Source organism: Scandinavium goeteborgense (genome assembly GCF_003935895.2).
Classification (GTDB): Bacteria; Pseudomonadota; Gammaproteobacteria; order Enterobacterales; family Enterobacteriaceae; genus Scandinavium; species Scandinavium goeteborgense.
In genome coordinates, this window is record NZ_CP054058.1 from 2,923,167 (window position 1) to 2,949,177 (window position 26,011).

Annotated in this window: 19 protein-coding genes; 4 read left to right on the forward strand and 15 right to left on the reverse strand. The window is 53.1% G+C overall.

What is annotated here, in order from left to right; genetic code table 11:
- Positions 1-11: 11 nt before the first annotated feature.
- The 9 genes from lpxK to A8O29_RS15015 all read right to left on the reverse strand — a co-directional run bounded on the left by lpxK (position 12) and on the right by A8O29_RS15015 (position 11,673).
- The gene (lpxK, locus tag A8O29_RS14975; protein WP_125353888.1) at positions 12-992 is read right to left on the reverse strand and encodes a tetraacyldisaccharide 4'-kinase; all 981 of its coding nucleotides are present in this window, start codon (positions 990-992) and stop codon (positions 12-14) included.
- Entirely contained in the window at positions 989-2,737 is a 1,749-nt protein-coding gene (gene msbA / locus A8O29_RS14980) for a lipid A ABC transporter ATP-binding protein/permease MsbA (RefSeq protein ID WP_110509899.1), read from the reverse strand. The genes lpxK and msbA overlap by 4 nt, the downstream gene beginning before the upstream one ends.
- Before the next feature lie 36 nt (positions 2,738-2,773).
- Positions 2,774-5,035 (reverse strand): ComEC family protein, encoded by a 2,262-nt coding sequence (locus A8O29_RS14985; RefSeq protein ID WP_125353887.1) that lies wholly within the window; start codon positions 5,033-5,035, stop codon positions 2,774-2,776.
- A 242-nt stretch (positions 5,036-5,277) separates the two neighbouring features.
- Positions 5,278-5,562, reverse strand: a complete 285-nt coding sequence (ihfB, locus tag A8O29_RS14990; RefSeq protein WP_110509901.1) for an integration host factor subunit beta — start codon at positions 5,560-5,562, stop codon at positions 5,278-5,280.
- A 130-nt stretch (positions 5,563-5,692) separates the two neighbouring features.
- Entirely contained in the window at positions 5,693-7,366 is a 1,674-nt protein-coding gene (gene rpsA, locus A8O29_RS14995) for a 30S ribosomal protein S1 (protein ID WP_110509902.1), read from the reverse strand.
- A 125-nt stretch (positions 7,367-7,491) separates the two neighbouring features.
- On the reverse strand, positions 7,492-8,175 hold the full coding sequence (gene cmk, locus A8O29_RS15000; protein ID WP_110509903.1) for a (d)CMP kinase: 684 nt from the start codon (positions 8,173-8,175) through the stop codon (positions 7,492-7,494).
- A 185-nt stretch (positions 8,176-8,360) separates the two neighbouring features.
- Positions 8,361-9,644, reverse strand: coding sequence for a 3-phosphoshikimate 1-carboxyvinyltransferase (gene aroA, locus A8O29_RS15005; RefSeq protein WP_125353886.1), 1,284 nt, complete (start codon positions 9,642-9,644; stop codon positions 8,361-8,363).
- A 69-nt stretch (positions 9,645-9,713) separates the two neighbouring features.
- The gene (serC, locus tag A8O29_RS15010) at positions 9,714-10,802 is read right to left on the reverse strand and encodes a 3-phosphoserine/phosphohydroxythreonine transaminase (RefSeq protein ID WP_133460126.1); all 1,089 of its coding nucleotides are present in this window, start codon (positions 10,800-10,802) and stop codon (positions 9,714-9,716) included.
- Between the two features lie 178 nt (positions 10,803-10,980).
- A complete protein-coding gene (locus A8O29_RS15015) occupies positions 10,981-11,673 on the reverse strand; it encodes a YetF domain-containing protein (protein WP_125353884.1) in 693 nt (230 codons plus the stop codon).
- Positions 11,674-11,810: 137 nt separating this feature from the next.
- On the opposite strand from A8O29_RS15015, the gene ycaO reads away from it, so the two are divergent.
- The 4 genes from ycaO (at position 11,811) to pflA (ending at position 18,113) form a co-directional block, all read left to right on the forward strand.
- Positions 11,811-13,577: a 30S ribosomal protein S12 methylthiotransferase accessory factor YcaO gene (ycaO, locus tag A8O29_RS15020; RefSeq protein WP_174081354.1), complete on the forward strand. Its 1,767-nt coding sequence runs from the start codon at positions 11,811-11,813 to the stop codon at positions 13,575-13,577.
- A gap of 397 nt (positions 13,578-13,974) precedes the next feature.
- Positions 13,975-14,832 (forward strand): formate transporter FocA, encoded by an 858-nt coding sequence (gene focA, locus A8O29_RS15025; protein ID WP_125353883.1) that lies wholly within the window; start codon positions 13,975-13,977, stop codon positions 14,830-14,832.
- Positions 14,833-14,883: 51 nt separating this feature from the next.
- Positions 14,884-17,166 carry a formate C-acetyltransferase gene (gene pflB / locus A8O29_RS15030; protein ID WP_125353882.1) on the forward strand — a complete coding sequence of 761 codons (2,283 nt, stop codon included), beginning with the start codon at positions 14,884-14,886 and terminating at the stop codon, positions 17,164-17,166.
- A 206-nt stretch (positions 17,167-17,372) separates the two neighbouring features.
- Entirely contained in the window at positions 17,373-18,113 is a 741-nt protein-coding gene (pflA, locus tag A8O29_RS15035) for a pyruvate formate lyase 1-activating protein (RefSeq protein ID WP_125353881.1), read from the forward strand.
- Between the two features lie 27 nt (positions 18,114-18,140).
- On the opposite strand, the gene A8O29_RS15040 is transcribed toward pflA, so the two are convergent.
- The 6 genes from A8O29_RS15040 to serS form a co-directional block, all read right to left on the reverse strand.
- A complete protein-coding gene (locus A8O29_RS15040; RefSeq protein WP_125353880.1) occupies positions 18,141-19,013 on the reverse strand; it encodes a LysR family transcriptional regulator in 873 nt (290 codons plus the stop codon).
- Between the two features lie 84 nt (positions 19,014-19,097).
- Complete coding sequence (locus tag A8O29_RS15045) at positions 19,098-20,243, reverse strand: MFS transporter (protein ID WP_125353879.1); 1,146 nt, start codon at positions 20,241-20,243, stop codon at positions 19,098-19,100.
- 273 nt (positions 20,244-20,516) lie between these two features.
- Positions 20,517-21,380 (reverse strand): dimethyl sulfoxide reductase anchor subunit family protein, encoded by an 864-nt coding sequence (locus A8O29_RS15050; protein WP_125353878.1) that lies wholly within the window; start codon positions 21,378-21,380, stop codon positions 20,517-20,519.
- A gap of 1 nt (position 21,381) precedes the next feature.
- Positions 21,382-21,999, reverse strand: coding sequence for a DMSO/selenate family reductase complex B subunit (locus A8O29_RS15055; RefSeq protein WP_110509914.1), 618 nt, complete (start codon positions 21,997-21,999; stop codon positions 21,382-21,384).
- 10 nt (positions 22,000-22,009) lie between these two features.
- Positions 22,010-24,454 carry a dimethylsulfoxide reductase subunit A gene (dmsA, locus tag A8O29_RS15060; protein WP_125353877.1) on the reverse strand — a complete coding sequence of 815 codons (2,445 nt, stop codon included), beginning with the start codon at positions 24,452-24,454 and terminating at the stop codon, positions 22,010-22,012.
- Between the two features lie 203 nt (positions 24,455-24,657).
- Positions 24,658-25,950 carry a serine--tRNA ligase gene (gene serS / locus A8O29_RS15065; protein ID WP_125353876.1) on the reverse strand — a complete coding sequence of 431 codons (1,293 nt, stop codon included), beginning with the start codon at positions 25,948-25,950 and terminating at the stop codon, positions 24,658-24,660.
- Positions 25,951-26,011: the final 61 nt, after the last annotated feature.

Genomic DNA, 26,011 nt, shown 5'->3' on the forward strand with positions numbered 1-26,011 from the left:
CACGCATTTGGCTAGCGTTGCGTCAGGCTCACCAGTTTCTGAATCAACCGTAGGGCCTGCTCATCGTCAAAGACGGCGTCCACCGGTAAATACCACCAGTTTTCTTCGGCAAAAGCGCGACACTTCACCGCGTCTTTTTCCGTCATTATCAGCGTTTGCTTGCGGGTTGCGATTGCCTGCACATCTGCAGCGCTTAACGCCTGATGATCGCCTAGTGCCACGGTCTTCACTGGCTGCACGCCGCAGCTTTCAAGGGTGGCAAAAAAGCGTGGAGGATGACCAATTCCGGCCATGGCGACAACGTCAGTCAGCAAAGCGACGCTACGTTTTTCACCCGTTTTGAGGTTAACGGCCATACCTGGGCGCAACTGCATCGGGATTTCGCCCGCGCGCGGCACGCCACCGTTGACGATAACCGCATCCACGCTTTTCAGGCGTGAAGCCCGTTCGCGCATGGGTCCGGCGGGCAACCACCAGCCATTGCCAAAACGGCGGACGCCATCAATCACAACGATTTCTACATCACGCGCGAGGCGGTAATGCTGGAGACCATCGTCGGTGATGATGATTTGTAGGTCATGAGCTGCCAGTAACGCCTGGACGGCATCGCTGCGGCTGGGAGAAACAGCGACGGGCGCGCCAGTGCGTTGATAAATCAACACCGGTTCATCGCCCGCTTCGTCTGGAGTCGTGTCTGACGTTAATAGCAACGGATAATGAGCGGCTTTGCCGCCGTAGCCGCGAGAAACAACGCCCGCTTTGATACCGTGCTGTTGAAGTTGTTCCACCAGCCAGATAGCCACTGGCGTTTTACCGTTACCGCCTGCGGTGAGATTCCCCACCACCGCTACCGGAACCGGCGCACGCCAGGCTTTCTTAATGCCTAAACGGTAGCTGAGACGAATAACGCCGCTCACCAGGCCATACAGCCAGGAGAGCGGCAACAGCAGCAGCCAGAGCGGGGATTCGCCAGACCAGATACGTGCGATCATTGCCCAAATTGCATTTTATGCAGCTGAGCATAGACGCCGCGATGTTCCAGCAGATCCTGGTGGCTACCACGCTCAACGATACGCCCATCTTCAACGACGACAATTTCATCGGCTTTTTCAATGGTGGACAGACGGTGAGCGATCACCAGAGAGGTACGGTTTTTCTGCAGTTCATCCAGCGCGGCCTGAATGGCACGTTCGGACTCGGTATCCAGGGCTGACGTCGCTTCATCCAGAATCAGGATCGGGCTGTCACGCAGCAGCGCACGGGCAATCGCGATACGCTGACGCTGACCGCCGGAAAGCAGCACGCCATTCTCACCAATCACCGTATCCAGACCGTTATCCATCTTATTGATGAAGTCCATGGCGTAAGCCATTGTCGCGGCCCGCTCAATATCTTCACGGCTGTAAAGGTCGGTCCGGGCGTAGGCAATATTATTCGCCACGGTATCGTTGAACAGATGCACGCTCTGTGAAACCAGCGCCACCTGGTCGCGCAGCGATGCCAGGGTGTATTCGCGGATATCGTGTCCATCGAGCACAATGTTGCCGGTATCCACATCATAGAAACGCGTAATCAGACTCGCGATGGTGGACTTACCCGAACCGGAACGTCCCACCAGTGCGACAGTCTTCCCTTCAGGAACACTCAGATTAATGTCGCGCAGCGCAGGCACTTCACGGCCAGGATACGTAAAGGTGACGTCTTTAAATTCGAGATTACCCTTCGCACGTTCAACAACGCGGGTACCTTCGTCTTTTTCCTGCTCACTATCAAGGATAGCGAACAGCGTCTGACAGGCCGCCATACCGCGCTGGAACTGGGCATTGACGTTGGTCAGAGACTTCAGCGGACGCATTAACGCAATCATTGAAGAGAACACGACGGTGATGGTACCTGCGGTCAACGTTTCCATGACGCTTGGGAAGCTCGCCGCGTAAAGTACAAAGGCCAGCGCCAGGGAGGCAATCAGCTGAATGATTGGGTCAGAGATAGAAGAAGCTGAAACCATCTTCATACCCTGCAAACGCATTTTATTGCTGACTTTATCGAAACGCTTGGTTTCGACGCCTTGGCCGCCAAACATCAGGACTTCTTTATGCCCTTTCAGCATTTGCTCCGCACTGGTGGTCACTTGCCCCATCGTGTTTTGCATATTTTTACTGATGCTGCGGAAACGCTTGGACACATGGCGAATAGCAAAGGAGACGATCGGCGCCAGTACAATCAGGATCACCGACAGCTGCCAGCTGTACCAGAACATCATGATGAACAGGCCAATAATCGATGCCCCTTCACGCACGACAGTAATCAATGCGCTGGAAGAGGACGAAGCAACCTGTTCGGAGTCATAGGTGATACGTGACAGCAAAGTACCGGTGGACTGTTTGTCGAAAAACGAGACCGGCATCCCCATCATATGGCCGAAAAGGCGACGGCGCATGGTCATGACCACTTTGCCTGAAACCCAGGAAATACAGTAGCTTGATACGTAGCTGGTCACACCACGGAGGATCATCAATCCGATGACCACCAGCGGCATCCACAGCAGCACTGAGCGGTCCGTTTTCCCAAAACCATCATCCAGTAACGGTTTAAGAAGCGACAGCATAAAGGTGTCACTGGCAGCGTTAAGAACCAATGCGACTGCAGCCACGATAAGGCCAGCTTTAAAAGGCGCTATCGTTGGCCAAAGTCGGCGGAAAGTCTGCCACGTGGAGAGATCTTTGTCGTTCTGCATTCAAAAAACCAGCTTATGTTGAGATAGCCGCACATTCTACCCGTTATCAACTGCATCGCCAAACCACTGATGATACCAACGGGGGTATATTTGATCGCGTAAGCTATGGATTTGCCAACCTTCCGCTGAAAAGTTGACCGTAATCTGCCCCTGGTGAGGCGTTTCGAACCAGCGATAATGCCGCTGGCTGTATCGCGTTTTCACCTTTGGGGATGGAAAATGCCAGGCATTGTATCGCGCCATCGAAGCCAGCGCGGCCTGCCCATCAATCCGTTGAAGTAACGCCAACGAAGATGACGTCGAGCTGCCATGATGTGGCACCTGAACAAGTGTAGACGCAAGATGCTGCCAGTAATGACTGAGCATTGACATTTCTGCCGATATTTCAATATCTCCCGTCAATAAAACGCTATGCCGCCCGTCATCGACTCGTACGACACACGAGCGGTTATTGCCTTTCTCCTCTGAGCCTGGCAACGGCCAGACTGCACGGAACGTCAGCCCTTCCCAGCGCCAGCTTTCCCCTCGAAAACAGGGAAGATGCCCTTCCCACTGAAGCGGGCTTCTGACCCACAATGCAGGCCAGGTTTTAAGCAACGTTTCGAGCCCTCCACGATGGTCGAGATGTTCGTGACTGAGAACGATGCCTTCGGGCTGCAAATGATGCCAGCGCAGCCATGGGATGATGAGTTGCTGAGCACTGTCCCCACCGGGCCAGGCAAGCCCGGTGTCATAGAGCAGCGCTTTACCGTTTCGGGCAATGACGATGGACAATCCCTGCCCCACATCCAACATAGTCACAGACCACACCTGGAGTGGCGGCTGGCGCCAGAGCGGAAAAGTAAGCAGAGTTCCACATGTTAGTATTGAGGCAGGCCATCTGGTCCAGCCATTCAGTCGCCAGAGGATAATCGCCAGCCACGGCATGACCACAATGCCCTGCCAGCGATAATCGATATCCTGCCAGCCCTGTGGTAAAACGCGCAAAAACCAAAACAAGCCTTCGAGTAAGCGATCGGCCAACAGCCAGATATAATTTTCCATAGTCGCCGGGCCGGTAAAATGCAGCACGATACCGGCCAGCAAAAGTGGAATTTCACCCAGCGTCACCAAAGGCACGGCCACAAGATTGGCGGGCAAAGATGTCCAGGCCATGCCGTGAAATACATTTACTTGTAGTGGAAGCAGAAGCAGCATCAACCCTAATTGTAAATGCACTAACGAAATCAGCGCCTTTACTATGACGTTACATTGCAGGCGAAGGGGTGGCATCCACTGATACCAGAAGATCAACGTTGCAACAGCAAAGGCTGATAACCACAGGCTTTGCGCCAGAAGGGCCAAAGGATCCAACACCAGGATAGCGGCAATACAGCACCCCCATACTTCCCATGGCGTCCATCGGCGACCACTTAAGCGCAGCAGGAGCCAGACCCCGGCTGCAATAATGGTACGCAGCGCTGGAGGCTGTAACCCACTCAACCACGCATAAATCAACGCCACAATAAAGCTGACACAAAGGGGCATTCGCCAGTCAATCCAGCGGCACGGCAATACCCGTTGGATGCCTCGAATGATGGCCCAGCCGAGCATTGCCACCAGAGAAATATGCAACCCGGAGATGGCCATCAGATGCGAGGTCCCCGTTTGCTGTAATAGACGTTTTATTTCCGCAGGGACATCGGCACGCTCGCCCACAGCCAGTGCCAGCATCACCTGTTGCCACGGATAGGGCTCGAGCGCTTTCGCTAACGAGGAAACAAACCGTGACCGCAGGCTGCACTGCCCATCTACGATATGTGCCTGCGCAAATCGTCCGGTTAATGGGCGATGTAATGAAAGCGCGTGGCGCTGGCTATCGAACATGCCTTCGTTGAGTAAACCGTGTACCGCCCGAGCTTTGATGGTCATTTGCCAGATTTGCCCTGCGCAGCCCTTTTCCGGCAGTGCCTGGCCGTAAAGCGCGATGCCCGGTGCAGGGAGTTGACGCTGGCCGTTGATCCGTAGCAGTTTGCCGTAATAGCTGGTTTCACCGTCCGTGGCGGTGATCGCCACTTCAGCCTGCATCAGCTTCCCGGATAGCGTATTAGCTGGAAAGATAATCTTCTGCGCGGAAAAAACACCCCAGCAGAAAAAGAGCGCCGTGAGACCCACCGTTCTGAAACGCCGAGCAATAATAACGAGCGCTATTGCCATTAACGTTATCGCGCCAGTAACGGCTATCGAAGGTAACTCGGGTAACCAAAGCAGTGGGCAAATGCCAATGATGGCGCTGATGGCTATTGTGGGTAATCGCATGACACCTCCCTGTCGCGAGCAGTGTCTTGCTTTTAGGTAGGCGAGTCTTCAGACAAAAACAGACGCTGCGAGGAGGGTTCCAGTAAATCGATGTGGTTGCATAGAATACGTTGCGATTTACGAGGCTCATTCCAAATAATCGGTTGGTTATCGCCTCACACAAGCTGCGTATTCCAGAAACGAAAAAAGCACCCTGTAGGTGCTTTCTTCTCGTTCAAGTTTCGCGGGATATCCGCAATAACTCAATCGTAAATATTGGCGCGATCGCGCAATTCTTTCCCCGGCTTAAAGTGCGGAACGTATTTACCTTCCAGCTCTACTTTATCGCCTGTTTTCGGGTTACGCCCAACGCGTGGGGCGCGGTAATGCAAAGAGAAACTACCGAAACCGCGGATTTCAATGCGCTCGCCCTGGGCTAGCGTAGAGGCCATATGCTCCAGCATCTCTTTCACAGCATCTTCAACCGCTTTCGCAGGGATGTGAGATTGCTGGCTTGCAAGTCTTTCGATGAGCTCTGACTTGGTCATGATTCCTCCGGTTTCCTTTCAGGAAAGTATAAGCTAACAGCTTGAACAAGGGCGGCCGTAGCCGCCCTTTGTTGTTGATTACAGGACGAATCCTGCAATCTGTCAAGTTACTCGGTGAAGAGTGACCTGATTACTCGCCTTTAGCTGCTTTAAATGCTTCAGCCATAGCGTTGGAGAAGTTGCTTTCTTCCTGTTTGTTGTTAACAGTAGCGATTGCATCTTTCTCGTCAGCTTCGTCTTTAGCACGTACAGACAGGCTGATTGCACGGTTCTTACGGTCAACACCGGTGAATTTAGCTTCAACGTCGTCGCCTACGTTCAGAACCAGAGTTGCATCTTCAACGCGGTCACGTGATGCTTCAGAAGCACGCAGGTAACCTTCAACGCCGTCAGCCAGCTCTACGGTTGCGCCTTTAGCGTCAACTGCAGTTACTTTACCGTTAACGATAGCGCCTTTCTTGTTCAGAGCAACCCAGTTGTTGAACGGATCTTCAGCCAGCTGTTTCACGCCCAGGGAGATGCGCTCACGCTCTGCGTCAACCTGCAGAACAACGGCAGCGATTTCGTCGCCTTTCTTGTATTCACGAACTGCTTCTTCGCCTGCAACGTTCCAGGAGATGTCAGACAGGTGAACCAGACCGTCGATGCCGCCGTCCAGGCCGATGAAGATACCGAAGTCAGTGATAGACTTGATTTTACCTTCAACGCGATCGCCCTTGTTGTGGGTTTCTGCGAACAGCTGCCATGGGTTAGATTTGCACTGCTTCAGACCCAGGGAGATACGACGACGTTCTTCGTCGATGTCCAGAACCATAACTTCCACTACATCACCAACGTTAACAACTTTGGATGGGTGGATGTTTTTGTTGGTCCAGTCCATTTCGGAAACGTGTACCAGGCCTTCAACGCCTTCTTCGATTTCAACAAAGCAGCCGTAGTCGGTCAGGTTGGTCACGCGACCAGTCAGTTTGGTACCTTCTGGGTAACGCTTAGCGATAGCTACCCATGGATCTTCGCCCAGCTGCTTCAGACCCAGAGAAACACGGGTACGCTCGCGGTCGAACTTCAGCACTTTAACAGTGATTTCGTCGCCAACGTTCACGATTTCGCTTGGGTGTTTAACGCGTTTCCACGCCATATCAGTGATGTGCAGCAGGCCGTCTACGCCGCCCAGGTCAACGAATGCGCCGTAGTCAGTGAGGTTCTTAACGATACCTTTAACTTCCATGCCTTCCTGGAGGTTTTCGAGCAGCTGATCACGTTCTGCGCTGTTTTCGGATTCGATAACGGCACGACGGGAAACAACAACGTTGTTACGCTTCTGGTCCAGCTTGATAACTTTGAACTCAAGCTCTTTGCCTTCCAGGTGCAGCGTATCGCGAACTGGACGCACGTCTACCAGTGAACCTGGCAGGAACGCACGAATACCGTTCAGCTCAACAGTGAAGCCACCTTTAACTTTGCCGTTGATAACACCAACAACAGTTTCAGCGTCTTCGTATGCTTTTTCCAGCGTGATCCAAGCTTCGTGACGCTTAGCTTTCTCACGGGACAGCAGGGTTTCGCCGAAGCCGTCTTCTACTGCGTCCAGCGCAACGTCAACTTCGTCACCGACCTGGATTTCCAGCTCGCCCTGGGCGTTTTTGAACTGCTCTGCCGGGATGGCGGATTCAGATTTCAGACCGGCGTCAACCAGTACGATATCTTTATCAATAGCAACAACAACACCACGAACGATGGAACCCGGACGGGTTTCGATTGTTTTTAAGGATTCTTCAAATAGTTGAGCAAAAGATTCAGTCATGTTTAATCTTCGAAGTTAGATTTAACGTCCACCTGACACCATGTCGGATGGGGTTGTTTAACATACCCGCTCACAATCCATTGCAGCGGGGGTACTACAAATTCGGAGGCTCGCTTATCTTTTAATCAGACAGCAGCCAGTTTTTGGCGCGCGTATTGTAACGCTTTTTCAATCACTTGCTCAATGCTTAATCGTGTTGAATCCAGGACTAAAGCATCAGCAGCGGGAACTAACGGTGCCACCGCACGGTTGCGGTCACGGTCATCGCGTTCCTTTATCTCGACCAAAAGGCGTTCAAAGTTAACACTAAAGCCCTTTTCCTGCAACTGAAGCATACGGCGTTGAGCACGTTCTTCCGGGGAAGCGTCAAGGAAAATTTTGACCGGGGCATCGGTAAACACCACGGTTCCCATATCGCGTCCGTCGGCAATCAGGCCCGGGGCTTCACGGAATGCGCGTTGGCGCCGCAACAAAGCTTCACGTACACGTGGGAACGCAGCCACCTGAGAGGCCGCATTTGCAACGTCCTGAGTGCGGATTTCGCCACTAACATCTTCACCCTCGAGGATAACCTCAAGGTTGCCGTCGGTCGAAACAAAACGAACATCCAGATGTGCCGCCAGTGGGACCAGCGCTTCTTCGGAGGTCACGTCGACGTGATGATGTAAAGCCGCCAGAGCCAGAACGCGATAAATAGCGCCAGAATCCAGCAGGTGCCATTGCAGTGCTTCCGCCATGGCTTTGCACAGCGTGCCTTTCCCGGCGCCGCTAGGCCCGTCAATGGTAATTACCGGGGCAATTGCCGTCATCGTTATCTCCTTCAATCAGGGCGTCTGTTACTTAAACGCCGCGCATTATACTCGCCAAAGTGCCAGTCCGTTAATGTTGCGTGCAAAATGCGGAATAATGGCTACCTATCGCACAATAATTGGGCAAGTATAGATCAGATGCGGACAGAAAAACGCCGACCAGACGGTCGGCGCAGGAGGCAAAATCAGGCAGGGGTGCTTATGCGAGCGAGTTGTTCGAAATAATCCGGGAAAGTTTTCGCCGTACATTTCGGATCAAGAATGGTCACCGGCGTGTCGGATAACGCCACCAGTGAGAAACACATCGCCATACGATGATCGTTATACGTGCCGATCTCCGCGAAAGTCAGATGCGCTGGCGGAGTGACGCGAATGTAGTCTTCGCCCTCTTCCACTTCCGCACCCACTTTACGCAGTTCTGTCGCCATCGCGAACAAGCGGTCGGTTTCTTTTACACGCCAGTTATAGATGTTACGCAGCGTCGTTGTGCCTTTGGCAAACAGCGCGGCCGTAGCGATAGTCATCGCCGCATCCGGAATATGGTTCATATCCATGTCGATGGCGGTTAGTTCAGCGCCTGTGCAGGCGATGAAGTCATCACCCCAAGTCACGGTCGCGCCCATTTTTTCCAGCACATCGGCAAAACGGATATCGCCCTGCACGCTGTTGCGTCCGATTCCGGTTACTTTTACCGTGCCGCCTTTGATAGCACCCGCGGCGAGGAAATACGACGCAGAGGAGGCATCGCCTTCCACCAGATACGCGCCCGGTGACTGATAATGCTGTCCGCCTTTGACGATAAAACGCTGATAGTTCTGATTATCCACCTTCACGCCGAAAGTATTCATCAGATGCAGCGTGATATCGATGTACGGCTTAGAAACCAGATCGCCTTTAATGGTGATAACGGTATCTTGCGCAGCCAGCGGCGCAGTCATTAACAACGCCGTCAGGAACTGGCTGGACACGCTGCCATCAACGGCGACTTCGCCACCGACAAAACCGCCCTTAAGGCGCAGCGGCGGGTAGTTTTCCTGCTCAAGATATTCAATCTGTGCCCCACCCTGACGCAGCGCGTCAACCAGATGCCCAATCGGACGCTCTTTCATCCGCGGTTCACCGGTCAGCACGATATCGTTACTGCCCAGGCACAATGCCGCCGCTAGTGGGCGCATTGCTGTTCCGGCGTTACCCAGGAACAGTTCCAGTGCAGCCTCTGCTTTCAACGGGCCACCGTTGCCGGTCACTTCACAGCGTGTGCGATCGGAAGACAGAGTGTACTGAACGCCCAACGCGGTCAGGGCATTGAGCATGTGGCGCACATCGTCACTGTCCAGAAGATTGGTCAGGACGGTGGTGCCACGGCCCAGAGCCGCCAGCAGCAATGCGCGGTTTGAGACGCTTTTTGAACCAGGTAAATTGATGGTGCCGTCTACATGCGCGATGGGTTGTAACGTCAGGGATTCCATGAAACTCAACTCTCAAAAGCAGAAAATAAAAAACCCCGCAGGCCCGCTGCGGGGATGAAAACAGGAATATTAACCGTGGCGGCGTTCGAATTCTTTCATGAAGTCGGTCAGCGCCTGAACGCCCGCCAGCGGCATGGCGTTATAAATAGAGGCGCGCATTCCACCGACCACGCGATGGCCTTTCAGTGCATGCAGGCCCGCGGCAAAGGATTCTTCAAGGAACAGTTTATCCAGTGCGCTGTCGGCCAGCTGGAACGGCACGTTCATACGGGAACGGTTGGCTGCGGCCACGTCGTTACGGTAGAAATCGCTGTTATCGATAGTGCCGTACAGCAGTTCCGATTTTTGCTGGTTGATGCGGTTCATGACGTCTAAACCGCCCTGCGCTTTCAGCCATTTAAAGACCAGGCCAGACAGATACCAGGCAAACGTCGGCGGCGTGTTGAACATCGAATCGTTGTCGTTCAGCACGGTGTAATCAATGATTGATGGGCAGGCGGCGTGGGCTTTACCCAGCAGATCCTCACGCACGATAACCAGCGTCAAACCGGCCGGGCCGATATTTTTCTGCGCACCCGCGTAAATCACGCCAAAGCGGCTGACATCAAGCGGGCTGGATAGAATCGTGGAGGAGTAATCTGCGGCAACCACAACGTCTTTGCCGAAATCGGGGACTTCATCAATGGCGATGCCGTCAATAGTTTCGTTCGGGCAATAGTGCAGATAGGCTGCGTTGTCAGAGAGCTGCCAGTCGCGCATCGGCTTCACCCCACGCAAACCATCAACGGTGACTTTGGCGTCAATGACGTTTGGCGTGCAGTATTTTTTCGCTTCTTTTACCGCACTGGCCGCCCAGTAACCGGCATCCACGTAATCTGCCGTGGTTTTGTCGCCCAGCAGATTCAGCGGAACGCCCGCGAACTGGCCGCGACCACCGCCATGGCAGAACAGGACTTTATAATTGGAAGGGATTTTCAGCAGGTCGCGGAAATCTTTTTCTGCTTCTTCGGCCACCTGGATGAACTCTTTACCACGATGGCTAATTTCCATTACCGAGGTACCCAAACCCTGCCAGTCGCAGAGTTCCTGTTGGGCCTGTTGAAGCACATCCGCCGGAAGCATTGCCGGACCAGAACTAAAATTAAAGACCTGAGTCATTTCCCCTCACCACGCTATACACGTTATCAGCCCGTAGGCATAAGTTATTCCTGTGGCTATCGGTTTTACCATTCAGTGACACACGCCGCAATGGCTAATACTCGCGAGCCGAAAAATGCGGTCAAGCTCACACAACAGAATATGCCAGCTTGACGTCACAATGCCGACAATTTGCCTGTCAGGTGATGCGTTTTGCCCGGCTGGCCTTCGCCCATTCGGGATGTGCGCAGCGAGGGCATAATTGATGATCGCCCGCATGCATATGGAATATTGCACTGCACCGTGTGCAGGCATAATCGTTCTCTTCCGGCATCGTTTTGAAACGCTCCACGCATTTCCCCGGCAAAATCGGCAAGCCAGCTTTTACCTCATCGTCGCTAAAAAAGTAGACGCTGATTTGGCCATTTGTCTCCATTATCGCCCGCTTGACCTGGCCCAGATGTTCAATCCCGTTCAGACGCAGTTCCATAAAAAATTCAAACTCGGTCAGGTTTTCTGCTCGCAGCTTCTCCCAGGCAAGTTCCCCTTCGTCCACCACGACCACCGGTTTACCCTCGAACAAATCTTCCAGTTTCTCGCTGTGCGCCATCAGCCACATCACAAGCCGGTAGAGCACGGCCAGGGTTACAAAGACAATGAATACCGGCAGCATCGGGACGTCGTCATAGAACGCCACGTCTCCCGCCGCAGAGCCTAACGTCAGGATGATGAGCACTTCAAAGAGCGACATTTGGCGCACGCCACGACGTCCGGTAATTTTTAAAAACAGGAATACCAGCACGAAGGTATAAAGGCTACGCAGGGCTACTTCCCCGAGAAATTCCACGGGGACTTTATCGAATGCCATTCGGTGCAGATCAAACGCTTGCATTTTAGTTGCCTGAACAGTGAGTTATAGCTTCTAAGCGTAGCCGAGCCTTTTATTTTCGCCGCCCGCGCCGGGACGATAGCGCCTGACACGCAAAACCCGTATCATTGCGCGCTTTCCGTACGATAAAAGTGATCGCCATGACCCAAACATTTATTCCCGGCAAAGACGCCGCTCTGGAAGACTCCATCGCCCGCTTCCAGCAAAAATTAACGGACCTCGGATTCAACATTGAAGAAGCGTCCTGGCTGAATCCGGTGCCGAACGTCTGGTCTGTACATATCCGCGACAAAGAATGCGCGCTGTGCTTCACCAACGGTAAAGGGGCAACAAAAAAAGCGGCCCTGGCTTCTGCACTCGGCGAATATTTTGAGCGTCTGTCCACCAACTACTTCTTCGCCGATTTCTGGCTGGGCGAGACCATCGCCAATAGCCCATTCGTGCATTATCCGAATGAAAAATGGTTCCCGCTGCCGGAAGATGACGAAGTGCCAGAGGGCGTTCTCGATGAGCGTCTGCGCGCGTTCTACGATCCGGACGATCAGCTGACCGCCAGCCTGCTGGTGGATCTGCAATCCGGTAATGGCGATCGCGGCGTTTGCGGCCTGCCGTTCACTCGTCAGTCCGATGGCGAGACGATTTACATTCCGATGAACATCGTCGGCAACCTGTACGTTTCTAACGGCATGTCCGCCGGTAACACCCGCAACGAAGCGCGTGTTCAGGGCCTGTCCGAAGTGTTTGAGCGTCACATCAAAAACCGCATCATCGCTGAAAGCATCAGCCTGCCGGAAATCCCGGCCGACGTGATGGCGCGCTATCCGAGCGTGGTGGAATCCATTGCTAAGCTGGAAGCTGAAGGCTTCCCTATCTTTGCGTACGACGGTTCGCTGGGTGGCAAATACCCGGTTATCTGCGTGGTGTTGTTCAACCCGGCAAACGGCACCTGTTTCGCCTCCTTCGGCGCGCACCCTGATTTCGGCGTGGCGCTGGAGCGTACCGTGACCGAACTGCTGCAAGGCCGCGGTCTGAAAGATCTCGACGTCTTCACCCCGCCAACCTTCGATGATGAAGAAGTGGGTGAGCACGCTAACCTTGAAACACACTTCATCGATTCCAGTGGTTTGATCTCCTGGGATATGTTCAAACAGGATGCAGATTATCCGTTTGCTGACTGGAACTTCTCCGGCACGACAGATGAAGAATTTGCCACGCTGATGGCGATTTTCCAGGCTGAAGATAAAGAAGTGTATATCGCGGATTACGAGCACCTGAGCGTTTACGCTTGCCGTATTATCGTGCCAGGCATGTCTGATATTTATCCAGCCGAAGATCTGTGGCTGGCAAATAACAATATGGGCAGCCAGCTGCGTGAGACCATTCTTTCTCTGCCGAGCAGCGAGTGGGAAAAAGAAGATTATCTGGCGCTGATTGAGCAGATGGATGATGAAGGTCTGGACGACTTCACCCGCGTTCGTGAGCTGCTGGGTATGGCGACCGGGAAAGATAACGGCTGGTACACCCTGCGCATCGGTGAGCTGAAAGCTATGCTGGCGCTGGCTGGCGGCGATATGGAGCAAGCGCTTATCTGGACTGAGTGGACCATGGAATTTAATGCTTCTGTGTTCAGCCCGGAACGTGCCAACTACTACCGCTGTCTGCAAACGTTGTTGTTGCTGTCTCAGGAAGAAGAACGTCAGCCGCTGCAATATCTGAATGCGTTCGTACGTATGTACGGTGCAGATGCAGTTGAAGCGGCGAGTGCGGCCCTGAGCGGTGAAGAGGCCTTCTACGGCCTGCAGCCTGTAGACAGCGACCTGGCGGCCTTCCCGGCGCATCAGTCACTGTTGAAAGCGTACGAAAAACTGCAACGCGCAAAAGCCAAATTCTGGGCTAATCCGCAGTAAAACCACAAATTACTTATGGCGAAATTATTCGCCTGCGCTATATTACGGGGCCTCTGAAAGGGCCCCGTTTTATTTTTCATGGCCCCTTCGTTAATTTGTAATAATTAAGTTAATTATGAGTAAATACTATTATTAGTAGCTTACAAACAATGTTAATTTTAATGCATATTACTCCATTTTAATTAACTGCTTAAAAGGGGGTCATTGAAAAAATTCAACTCTAATTGCAAATTTTAAAATTTATTTTTATTTTGATAATCAAAAAGTTACGCCGTGAACGCTGAAAAACCATGCGTTTTGCGGGCCTATAAGCCAGGCGAGATATGATCTATATCAATTTCTCTTCTATAATGCTTTGTTAGTATCTCGTCGCCGACTTAATAAAGAGAGAGTTAGTGTGAAAGCTGACAACCCTTTTGATCTTTTACTCCCAGCTGAGATGGCCAAAGTGGCCGAAGAAGCGGGTGTCTATAAAGCTACGAAACAACCGCTTAAAACCTTTTTCCTGGCGATTACTGCGGGTGTGTTCATCTCCATTGCCTTCGTCTTCTACATTACGTCCACGACAGGCACTGCGGGAATGCCGTTTGGTATTGCCAAGCTGATTGGCGGTATCTGCTTCTCACTGGGTCTTATCCTGTGTGTTATTTGCGGCGCTGACCTTTTCACCTCCACGGTGCTTATCGTGGTGGCTAAAGCAAGCGGCAAAATCACCTGGGGCCAACTGGCGAAGAACTGGTTCAACGTCTATGTTGGTAACCTGATTGGTGCCTTGCTGTTTGTTCTGCTGATGTGGTTATCTGGCGAATATATGGCTGCCAACGGAGGTTGGGGACTGAACGTCCTGCAAACCGCCGACCACAAAATGCATCATACTTTTATCGAGGCCGTGTGCCTGGGTATCCTGGCAAACCTGATGGTCTGTCTGGCGGTGTGGATGAGCTACTCCGGCCGCAGCCTGATGGATAAAGCGATGATAATGGTGCTGCCAGTGGCCATGTTTGTTGCCAGCGGCTTCGAGCACAGTATCGCGAACATGTTCATGATCCCAATGGGTATCGTCGTTCGCAACTTCGCCAGCCCGGAATTCTGGACCGCAATCGGTTCGTCTCCGGACAATTTCTCTCACCTGACTGTCATGAACTTCATCACTGATAACCTGATTCCGGTAACTATCGGTAACATTATTGGTGGCGGTCTGTTAGTTGGGTTGACGTACTGGGTCATTTACCTGCGTGGCAACGACAATCATTAATCGTCGTTTCAGGCAGTAAATAAGAAATCCACATAAGAAGGTAGGTGTTACATGTCCGAACTTAATGAAAAGTTAGCTACAGCCTGGGAAGGTTTTGCCAAAGGTGACTGGCAGACAGAAGTCAACGTACGTGACTTCATCCAGAAAAACTACACCCCATTTGAAGGTGACGAGTCCTTCCTGGCTGGCGCTACTGACGCGACCACCGCCCTGTGGGATAACGTGATGGAAGGCGTTAAACTGGAAAACCGCACTCACGCGCCAGTTGATTTCGATACCTCTGTTGCGTCTACCATCACTTCTCATGACGCTGGCTACATCAATAAGGCCCTTGAGAAAATCGTTGGCCTGCAGACTGAAGCTCCGCTGAAACGTGCGATTATCCCGTTTGGCGGCATTAAAATGGTTGAAGGTTCCTGCAAAGCGTATAACCGCGAGCTGGACCCGATGCTGAAGAAGATCTTCACCGACTTCCGCAAAACCCATAACCAGGGTGTTTTCGACGTCTACACCAAAGACATTCTGAACTGCCGTAAATCTGGCGTTCTGACTGGTCTGCCAGACGCATACGGCCGTGGCCGTATCATCGGTGACTACCGTCGCGTTGCGCTGTACGGCATCGACTTCCTGATGAAAGACAAATACGCTCAGTTCGTGTCTCTGCAGTCCGATCTGGAAAACGGCGTAAACCTGGAAGCGACTATCCGTCTGCGTGAAGAAATCTCCGAGCAGTACCGTGCTCTGGGCCAGATCAAAGAAATGGCAGCGAAATACGGCTGCGATATCTCTGCTCCAGCAACCAACGCTCAGGAAGCTGTTCAGTGGACCTACTTCGGCTACCTGGCCGCTGTTAAGTCTCAGAACGGTGCAGCAATGTCCTTCGGTCGCGTATCCACCTTCCTGGATGCCTACATCGAACGTGACCTGAAAGCAGGCAAAATCACTGAGCAAGACGCTCAGGAAATGATTGACCACCTGGTCATGAAACTGCGTATGGTTCGCTTCCTGCGTACCCCAGAATATGATGAGCTGTTCTCCGGTGACCCGATTTGGGCAACTGAATCTATCGGTGGTATGGGCGTTGATGGCCGTACTCTGGTCACCAAATCCAGCTTCCGTTTCCTGAACACCCTGTACACCATGGGGCCGTCTCCGGAGCCGAACATCACCGTTCTGTGGTCTGAAAAACTGCCACTGAACTTCAAGAAATTCGCAGCTAAAGTTTCCATCGATACCTCTTCTCTGCAGTACGAGAACGATGATCTGATGCGCCCTGACTTCAACAACGATGATTACGCGATTGCATGCTGCGTAAGCCCAATGGTTGTTGGTAAGCAAATGCAGTTCTTCGGTGCACGTGCAAACCTCGCGAAAACCATGCTGTACGCAATCAATGGCGGCGTGGACGAAAAACTGAAAATCCAGGTTGGCCCGAAATCTGAGCCAATCAAAGGCGATGTTCTGGACTTCGACGAAGTCATGGAACGTATGGATCACTTCATGGATTGGCTGGCTAAGCAGTATGTCACCGCTCTGAACGTTATCCATTACATGCACGACAAGTACAGCTACGAAGCTTCTCTGATGGCTCTGCACGACCGTGACGTGGTTCGCACCATGGCATGTGGTATCGCAGGTCTGTCCGTTGCCGCTGACTCCCTGTCTGCTATCAAATACGCGAAAGTTAAACCTGTTCGTGACGAAGATGGCCTGGCTGTTGACTTCGAAATCGAAGGCGAATACCCGCAGTTTGGTAACAACGACTCTCGTGTAGATGACTTCGCTGTTGACCTGGTTGAACGTTTCATGAAGAAAATTCAGAAACTGACTACCTACCGTGATGCAATCCCAACTCAGTCCGTTCTGACCATCACTTCTAACGTTGTGTACGGTAAGAAAACCGGTAACACCCCAGATGGTCGTCGTGCTGGCGCACCATTCGGTCCAGGTGCTAACCCAATGCACGGCCGTGACCAGAAAGGTGCTGTTGCCTCTCTGACCTCCGTTGCGAAACTGCCGTTTGCTTACGCTAAAGATGGTATTTCTTATACCTTCTCTATCGTTCCAAACGCACTGGGTAAAGACGACGAAGTTCGTAAAACCAACCTGGCGGGCCTGATGGATGGTTACTTCCATCACGAAGCGTCCATCGAAGGTGGTCAGCACCTGAACGTGAACGTTATGAACCGTGAAATGCTGCTCGATGCGATGGAACATCCGGAAAAATATCCGCAGCTGACCATCCGCGTTTCTGGTTATGCAGTACGTTTTAACTCCCTGACTAAAGAACAGCAGCAGGACGTTATCACTCGTACCTTCACTCAAACCATGTAATGTGTTTTGACTGAAAACGCGATGTAAAAAGCGTACAATAAAGGCTCCACACCTGTGGGGCCTTTTTTTAACAATGACTCTCCTGCCCCAGCCTGCTTTGCCAGCCATCTATACTATGGGTATCTGTCAAAACAGACTTAACACAGCCGGCTTTGAGCTGTGCATACACTGGCCCCGGATGGGCCGTATCTGGAGATAACACCGCAATGTCAGTAATTGGTCGCATTCACTCCTTTGAATCCTGTGGCACCGTCGATGGCCCAGGCATCCGTTTTATCACCTTCTTCCAGGGCTGCCTGATGCGCTGCCTGTATTGCCATAACCGCGATACCTGGGATACCCACGGCGGCAAAGAAGTTACGGTTGAAGAGCTTATGAAAGAAGTGGTGACCTATCGCCACTTTATGAATGCGTCCGGCGGCGGCGTAACGGCCTCCGGCGGCGAAGCCATTTTACAGGCTGAGTTTGTGCGTGACTGGTTCCGCGCTTGCCGTAAAGAAGGTATTCATACCTGCCTCGACACCAACGGTTTTGTTCGTCGTTACGATCCGGTGATTGATGAACTGCTGGAAGTGACTGACCTGGTCATGCTCGATCTCAAACAGATGAACGACGAGATCCACCAGAATTTAGTCGGCGTGTCTAACCACCGTACGCTGGAATTCTGCCGTTACCTGGCGAACAAAAATATTAACGTCTGGATCCGCTACGTGGTTGTTCCGGGTTGGTCTGACGATGACGATTCTGCACACCACCTGGGCGAATTCACCCGCGATATGGGCAACGTCGAGAAAATCGAGCTCCTGCCCTATCATGAACTCGGCAAACACAAATGGGTGGCGATGGGCGAAGAGTACAAGCTGGACGGCGTGCATCCACCGAAGAAAGAAACAATGGATCGCGTGAAAGGCATCCTCGAGCAATACGGTCACAAAGTCATGTACTGACTCAGACAGCCTCTTCGGAGGCTGTTTTTATATCCCCTCTTCCATCGCCGTCAGCAGTTGCGCCAGCATGGGCGCACCGATCACCCCCGGTTTCCAGAGCGCCACCAGCGGATGCGTCAGACCCGTCGTCCCCATTTCGGTATCAATTCGTGCCACGCCTTCCAGCCGCTCAGCACAAAAATGCTCCGGCAAAAAGGCCCAGCCACAACCCCGTTGCAACAGCCCTTCCAGCAAGGTTATCTCATTGACGTGAATCAGCCTGTCCGCGATACGAATTCGCCCGGCAAGTGAGGGAGGAAGGTCACGGAACGGCATGAGCTGCGGTTGCGAGGCCAAATGCAGCAACGACACAGGCTGTTTTGGGAAATAATCTTCACGGGCATACACCGCAAGCGAAACGCTCCCCACCGCACGCCAGTGCAGATGGTCGTTTACGGATCGGTTCACGGCCTGAAAAAGACCAAGATCGACGCTACCCTCATCCAGCCATTGTTCCGCCTGACCCCGCTCACAGGCGATCATATCCAGCTGAATATGCTGCGCCTGAAGTCGTTCAGCCAGTTTCAGCACCAGCGCGCGTGGCGTAAAGAGGTCATAACATAGGGTCAGATGCGTTTCGAGAGTGTCAGGAATATTTCGGGCAATGCGCGAGAAGGCTTCGGCTTCATGCAGAAACAGCCTTGCCTGCCGATAAAGCAGCTGGCCCTGCGGCGTCAGAGTTAACGGTCTTGTCGAGCGGTCAAACAACGCGTAGCCAAGATCTACCTCCAGATATTCGAGCAGTTCGCTGACGGTGGTGCGATCCTTTTTCAACTTTTTCGCCGCCTGCGTCAGCGTGCCGGTCTCGCACACGCAGGCAAAGGCTTCAATCTGGGCAAGCGTAAAACGCAACAACTCCATCGGATGTCCTTCTTCGCAATGAGGAAGTCACCTTACCGGAGAGTCGATAAAGAAAAAAGCCTGTCGTCCGACAGGCTTTGATTATCAGGCGTGTGCCACCGGCGTTGGGTGATGCCCGGCTTTGCGCAGCAGCATCAACAGGTAGATAAATGACACACTGGCGATCATCACAAACAGCAGGTTGTCAGAGTAGTTCTGCATCAGCATCGACGTAAACGTCGGCCCTAGCAGGCTGCCGATAGTGTAGCTCAGCAACAACGCCTGGTTCATCGCCACCAGCTGATGATGTTCAACTTTCTCGCAGGCCCAGGCCATCGCCACCGGATACAACGTAAAGCCCGCTGCGCCCAGAATAAACAGCGTAGGTGCCATCGCCGCACCACTCAGCATTGCCATGCAGCCGAGGATAACCACAAACACCTGCACGCGCAGCACCAGCAAACGACCGTAGCGATCGGCCAGACGTCCCACCGGCCACTGACCGAGGATCCCGGCGCTGACCATGACCGCCATCCAGAAGCCAATGCCTGAATCGCTGACGCCCTGATGATTGAGCCACAGTGGCATCAACCCATACAGCGAACCGAGAACAATCCCTGAGATAATGCAGCCGTTGACGCCCAAACGCGCGTGCCGCAATTTTAGCATCGGCCAGACCAGCGTCGGCGCCTCTTCATGAGTCTGATTCGCAATTCGGGTAAACAGCAGCGGCAGAATTGCAGCCAATACCATGCCCGTGACCCACGGCAGGACGCTCATCAGGTCTGTCGGGAATTTGCTGACCATCAACTGCCCCAGCACGGTGCCCACGTAATACACCATCATATAGGCCGCCAGCAGTCGCCCGCGATTACGTGAGGTGCCGCTGCACATCAGCGCGCTTTCGACCACCACCCAAATCATCGCGCAGCCTACCCCGGCGAGGAAACGCCAGCTGAGCCAGCTCCAGAAGCCCATGGTCAGCCCTAGACCGATGCAGCCCACGGCGAAAATGAGTGACGCGAGGTAATAGCTGCGATTAAAGCCAAGGCGCTTGATCAATCGCCCACAGAGCAACGTTCCCACCAGGTTACCGGTGAAATATGACGAGCTCACCATGCCCACCTGCCAGGTTGGCAAATGATCATGGGCGAGCCACAGCGGGACGAGCGTATTCAGCACCGCAATCGCCAGCGTCAACAAAAGTAAGCCACAGAGCAATAAAAGCACTGGGCGGGAATACGTGGACATGGATATAAAACCGTGAGGAAGTTCAGAATTCGAGCGCATCATGCCACCGCCGTTGGCAAAGTCAATTGCCTCCAGGCCAGAGCTGGCGCGGTTTTCAGGGGAACAATAGAAGTTTTTTATCTAGCGGAGCGGCAATGGAATTTATTTTTAAATTATTCCATTGTTTTTATTAGGTAATTGGAAATATTACGACTTATTTTCAGTTGAAAAATTTCATGGATGGTGCGCATTTTTTGTTGCGCCGGACCGTTGCAATCCGGCGCAATAAACGGCTTAGCTGGCGACAGCCATCCCGACGGTCATATGCAGACCGTAGAATACGCCGCGGCCGATGAGCTCACCCACGAACATCAGTACAAACGCCAGGCTCAGCAGCGGAACGGCTGGCTGACGCCCTTTCAGTTGTGGCGCAATCCAGCACACCAGGGCCAACACGAGCACCACCAGACGCCAGGCCATCAGAGAACCGTACGCTGGCACCAGCGCAGAAGCCTGCTGAATGGAGCTGTGAATCGTTGCCAGCTCACTCCCTTGCATCACTACCACAATGGCGCTGACCAGCAGAGCCAGCATCGATACCACCGGCAGCAGGCGCATCGCCCAGCCGTCGACGCCAGCCACACGCAGCAATAGATACCCTAGCAGCGGCCCACCGATAAACATCGTCAGGAAGAAGCTCAACGGCGTCCAGATGCTGTACCAGGTCGGCACGGTATCGATGGTGTTATAAACACGAACCATCATCCAGACGAAGAAGACGCCCAGAACCATGGTCAACAGCAGCCACACCGTACGCAGTGCCTGCGGCAGCTTGTTGATAACCGCCAGAAGCCAGCCAATCCCACCGACTGCGAAGAACACGGAGCCGCTGGCAATTTCATTACTCAGCGAAGAAGCACCGATCCGGTTCAGCGAGTTAAACGCGCGCAGCGGCGACCCGAGGTGCAGGATTGAGGCGATAAAGCCCAGCCCCATCAGCACCCACAGGCCGAACATGCTCAGTATGACCAGACGCTGCTGTTCACGCGAAAGTTCGCCTTTCATCAGCGCCAATGCCAGAACGATAAAGCCACCGGCGACGCATTGCCCGAGGACCGTGAAGATCATCAGCGGCCATTCATGCCATCCACTTCCCATCTTAAACCTCCTTCGGGTTTGCCAGATAGCCGGTGGTGTCACCCGTCGGACGGCTGTTGGCGTTAGGTTTGATAACAATGCTTGGTTTGGTGAAGTGCGCAGACGGCAGCGGAGCAACCGCCGCCAAATGACCATGCTTTTTACGCAGCTCTTCAATCGGACCAAAGTCCAGCGCACGCAGCGGGCAGGACTCTACGCAGATAGGCTTTTTGCCATCCGCAACGCGCTCATGACAGCCGTCGCATTTAGTCATATGGCCTTTGGCTTCGTTATACTGCGGCGCGCCGTATGGGCAAGCCATATGGCAGTAGCGACAGCCGATGCACACGTCTTCATTCACGACAACAAAGCCGTCTTCACGCTTATGCATCGCCCCGCTCGGGCAGACCTTGGTACAGGCCGGATCTTCGCAGTGGTTACAGGCGATTGACAGGTAGTAGGCAAACACATTCTGATTCCATGTGCCGTTGTCTTCCTGCCAGTCGCCACCGGCATACTCATAAATGCGGCGGAAGCTGACGTCAGGCGTCAAATCTTTGTAGTCTTTGCAGGCCAGTTCGCAGGTTTTGCAACCGGTGCAGCGACTGGAATCAATAAAAAATCCATACTGAGTGGTCATCGGTTACTCCTTACGCTTTTACGACCTGAACGAGGTTAGTGTGCGACGGGTTGCCCTTCGCCAACGGCGACGGACGCTGAGTGGTCAGGACGTTTATACAGCCCGCCTGGTCAACGCCTTTTGCATCCGGCGCATACCATGCCCCCTCACCTAACGCTACAACGCCTGGCATCATGCGCGGCGTAACCTTCGCTTCAATGTGGACCTCACCGCGACCGTTAAAGATCTTCACGCGGTCGCCATTGGCAATCCCACGTTTCTTCGCGTCCATCGGGTTCATCCACATTTCCTGAGGACATGCAGCCTTCAGAACATCTACGTTGCCGTAAGTAGAGTGGCAACGCGCTTTATAGTGGAAGCCCGTCAGCTGCAACGGATAATCTTTGGCCAGCGGATCGTCGTAGTTTTCGAAGCCTGCCGCGTAGATTGGCAGTGGATCGATAACATCGCCTTCCGTCAGTTGCCAGGAGGCGGCAATCTCTGCCAGCTGCGCTGAGTAAATTTCGATTTTGCCTGACGGCGTGGTCAGCGGGTTGGCAGCCGGGTTCTCGCGGAACGCCTTATAGGCCACGTGATGCCCTTCTGGATCGCGCTGCTTGAACATGCCCTGCTTGCGGAACTCTTCAAACGTCGGCAGCCCTGGGATCGCCTGGCGAGACTGTTCGTACAGATGGCGCATCCACTCTTCCTGGTTACGGCCTTCAGTGAACTTCTGCTCAACACCCATGCGTTTTGCCAGCTGAGTGGTCATCTCATAGATGGTTTTGCACTCGAAACGCGGTTTGATAACCTGGTCGGCAAAGATGACGTAGGACATGTTGCCGCAAGACGCATCCAGCGCGAAGTCCATCTGCTCAGACGCGGTGCAGTCTGGCAGCAGGATATCGGCATATTTCGCCGAAGAGGTCATGTGGCAATCCACCACCACAATCAGTTCGCATTTCTTGTCATCTTGCAGGATGTCGTGAGTACGGTTGATATCGGAGTGCTGGTTGATAATGCAGTTACCCGCATAGTTCCAGATCATCTTGATCGGCACATCGAGTTTATCTTTACCGCGCACGCCATCGCGGGTAGCGGTCATTTCCGGGCCGCGCTCAATCGCATCGGTCCACATAAACATCGAAATGCTGGTTTCTACCGGATTATCCAGCGTTGGCATACGTTCGAATGGCAGATCGTATGAACCTTCACGCGCGCCGGAGTTACCGCCGTTAATGCCGACGTTGCCGGTCAGAATCGCCAGCATAGAGATAGCACGGGTGGCAATCTCGCCGTTAGCATGACGCTGCGGACCCCAGCCCTGGCTGATAAATGCCGGCTTGGCGGTCGCGATTTCACGTGCCAACTGGACAATACGTTCCGCCGGGATCCCAGTGATGGACGCAGCCCACTGTGGCGTTTTAGCGGTGCCGTCTTTGCCCTCACCAAGAATGTACGCTTTATAGTGTCCATTCGCAGGCGCAGTGGCAGGCAGGGTTTTCTCGTCGTAGCCGACGCAGTATTTGTCGAGGAACGGCTGATCGACCAGATTTTCAGTGATCATCACCCATGCCAGACCTGACACCAGCGCGCCGTCGGTACCTGGGCGAATTGGGATCCACTCATCTTCACGGCCTGCACCGGTGTCGGTGTAGCGCGGATCGATGATGATCAGACGTGCATTGGATTTTTCACGCGCCTGTTCAAGGTAATAGGTCACGCCGCCGCCGCTCATGCGGGTTTCACCTGGGTTGTTGCCGAACAGCACAACCAGCTGGCTATTTTCAATATCCGATGGGCTGTTGCCGTCGGCCCAGCCGCCGTAGGTGTAGTTCAGACCTTCCGCAATTTGCGCGGAAGAGTAATCACCGTAATGATTCAGGTAACCGCCGCAGCAGTTCATCAGACGGGCAATCAGCGTTTTTCCTGGCGGCCAGGAACGCGTCATGGTGCCACCCAACGTGCCGGTACCATAATTGAGGTAGATAGATTCGTTGCCGTAATCTTTGATCAAACGCTGCATATTGTTGGCGATAGTGTCATACGCCTCTTCCCAGCTAATGCGCTCGAACTTCCCTTCCCCACGTTTACCGACGCGTTTCATCGGATATTTAAGGCGGTCAGGATTATAAACACGGCGACGCATAGAGCGGCCGCGAAGACACGCGCGCACCTGATGCAGACCATCGTAGTTATCGTCGCCGGTATTGTCGGTTTCAACGTATTTGATTTCGCCATCGACCACGTGCATACGCAGCGGGCAGCGGCTACCGCAGTTCACCGTACAGGCGCTCCAGACCATTTTCCCGGCAACAGCGGCTGGCGCAATGGCGTCGGCGGCATTGGCGATACGGGTAAACGGTAACGTGAATGCGCTACTGGCGATCGCCAGTCCGCCGATTGCCGAGGTTTTCATCAAACCTCGGCGGCTGACTTCGGCAGTCAGCAAAGCATCAGGTGCTTTTATTTTCATGGATACTCACTTCATTGCTCATTGAAATGAACCAATCGCTATATAGATATGTATATAGCGAAGTCGGTTTTTTTTAGAGTTTTATGCTGCTTCTAATTCGAAGGGAGTATCCCTGCTTTCGACTGAAGGGTTATTGTTCAGTATCAAAACAGGTATAAAAAAAGCGCCCTAAGGCGCTTTTTTAAGAAAGGAATGAGGAGCTATCAGCCGATGAACTCAATACCGTTCATGTAAGGACGCAGTACTTCCGGCACTTCAATGCGACCGTCAGCTTGCTGGTAGTTTTCCAGCACCGCAACCAGCGCACGGCCTACAGCCAGACCGGAACCGTTCAGGGTGTGTACCAGACGGGTTTTCTTGTCTGATTTATTGCGGCAGCGAGCCTGCAAACGACGCGCCTGGAAATCCCACATGTTTGAACAAGAAGAGATTTCACGATAGGTGTCCTGCGCTGGCAACCAGACTTCAAGGTCATAGGTTTTAGCCGAACCGAAACCGATATCGCCGCTACACAGCAGCACTTTACGGTACGGAAGACCCAGCAGTTGCAGCACTTTTTCAGCATGACCCGTCAGTTCTTCCAATGCATCCATAGAATCTTCTGGACGAACGATCTGGACCATTTCGACTTTATCAAACTGGTGCTGGCGGATCAGACCACGCGTATCACGCCCATAAGAACCCGCTTCTGAACGGAAGCATGGGGTATGCGCGGTCATTTTCAGTGGCAGCGTATCTTCGTCGATGATCTCGTCACGAACCAAGTTGGTCAGTGGCACTTCGGCAGTGGGGATCAGCGCGTAGTTACTGCTGTCGGCTTCTTCATCCAGCGGACGGGTGTGGAACAAATCGCCGCCGAATTTCGGTAACTGGCCCGTGCCGTACAGTGTTTCATGGTTAACCAGGTACGGGACGTAGTTTTCAACATAGCCATGCTGTTCGGTATGCAGGTCAAGCATGAACTGGCTCAGGGCGCGATGCATACGCGCGATTTGACCTTGCATTACCACGAAGCGAGAACCGGTCAGTTTTACCGCAGACGCAAAATCCAGGCCTTTAGCCATTTCGCCTAACGTGACGTGATCGCGTACTTCGAATTCGAATTTACGCGGCTCACCCCAACGGCTGATTTCAACGTTTTCGCTGTCGTCTTTACCCATCGGCACACAATCGTCAGGGATGTTAGGCAGCGTCAACGCGATGTCGCGGATCTCAACCAGCAGAGCATCAAGTTCAGCTTTTGCGGCATCCAGCTCTTCACCCAGCTTGTTAACTTCCAGGCGTAACGGCTCAATATCTTCTCCGCGCGCTTTCGCCTGGCCAATGGATTTCGATCGCGAGTTACGCTCTGCCTGCAGATTTTCAGTGTTTACCTGCAGAACTTTACGACGCTCTTCAAGAGCGCGAAGTTTATCTACATCCAGCTTAAAGCCTCGGCGTGCCAGTTTTTCTGCGACTGCGTCTGGCTCGGTACGCAGCAGATTGGGATCGAGCATGCTTATCCTGTGCTTATCGAATTAGTAAAATGAGAAAATGACCGCAGCCTGCGGTCATTAG

Bases quoted from the DNA above. Each gene is read 5' to 3' on its own strand.
- lpxK (WP_125353888.1), bottom strand. From the start codon at position 992: ATGATCGCACGTATCTGGTCTGGCGAATCCCCGCTCTGGCTGCTGCTG.
- msbA (WP_110509899.1), bottom strand. From the start codon at position 2,737: ATGCAGAACGACAAAGATCTCTCCACGTGGCAGACTTTCCGCCGACTT.
- A8O29_RS14985 (WP_125353887.1), bottom strand. From the start codon at position 5,035: ATGCGATTACCCACAATAGCCATCAGCGCCATCATTGGCATTTGCCCA.
- ihfB (WP_110509901.1), bottom strand. From the start codon at position 5,562: ATGACCAAGTCAGAGCTCATCGAAAGACTTGCAAGCCAGCAATCTCAC.
- rpsA (WP_110509902.1), bottom strand. From the start codon at position 7,366: ATGACTGAATCTTTTGCTCAACTATTTGAAGAATCCTTAAAAACAATC.
- cmk (WP_110509903.1), bottom strand. From the start codon at position 8,175: ATGACGGCAATTGCCCCGGTAATTACCATTGACGGGCCTAGCGGCGCC.
- aroA (WP_125353886.1), bottom strand. From the start codon at position 9,644: ATGGAATCCCTGACGTTACAACCCATCGCGCATGTAGACGGCACCATC.
- serC (WP_133460126.1), bottom strand. From the start codon at position 10,802: ATGACTCAGGTCTTTAATTTTAGTTCTGGTCCGGCAATGCTTCCGGCG.
- A8O29_RS15015 (WP_125353884.1), bottom strand. From the start codon at position 11,673: ATGCAAGCGTTTGATCTGCACCGAATGGCATTCGATAAAGTCCCCGTG.
- ycaO (WP_174081354.1), top strand. From the start codon at position 11,811: ATGACCCAAACATTTATTCCCGGCAAAGACGCCGCTCTGGAAGACTCC.
- pflB (WP_125353882.1), top strand. From the start codon at position 14,884: ATGTCCGAACTTAATGAAAAGTTAGCTACAGCCTGGGAAGGTTTTGCC.
- pflA (WP_125353881.1), top strand. From the start codon at position 17,373: ATGTCAGTAATTGGTCGCATTCACTCCTTTGAATCCTGTGGCACCGTC.
- A8O29_RS15040 (WP_125353880.1), bottom strand. From the start codon at position 19,013: ATGGAGTTGTTGCGTTTTACGCTTGCCCAGATTGAAGCCTTTGCCTGC.
- A8O29_RS15045 (WP_125353879.1), bottom strand. From the start codon at position 20,243: ATGTCCACGTATTCCCGCCCAGTGCTTTTATTGCTCTGTGGCTTACTT.
- A8O29_RS15050 (WP_125353878.1), bottom strand. From the start codon at position 21,380: ATGGGAAGTGGATGGCATGAATGGCCGCTGATGATCTTCACGGTCCTC.
- A8O29_RS15055 (WP_110509914.1), bottom strand. From the start codon at position 21,999: ATGACCACTCAGTATGGATTTTTTATTGATTCCAGTCGCTGCACCGGT.
- dmsA (WP_125353877.1), bottom strand. From the start codon at position 24,454: ATGAAAATAAAAGCACCTGATGCTTTGCTGACTGCCGAAGTCAGCCGC.
- serS (WP_125353876.1), bottom strand. From the start codon at position 25,950: ATGCTCGATCCCAATCTGCTGCGTACCGAGCCAGACGCAGTCGCAGAA.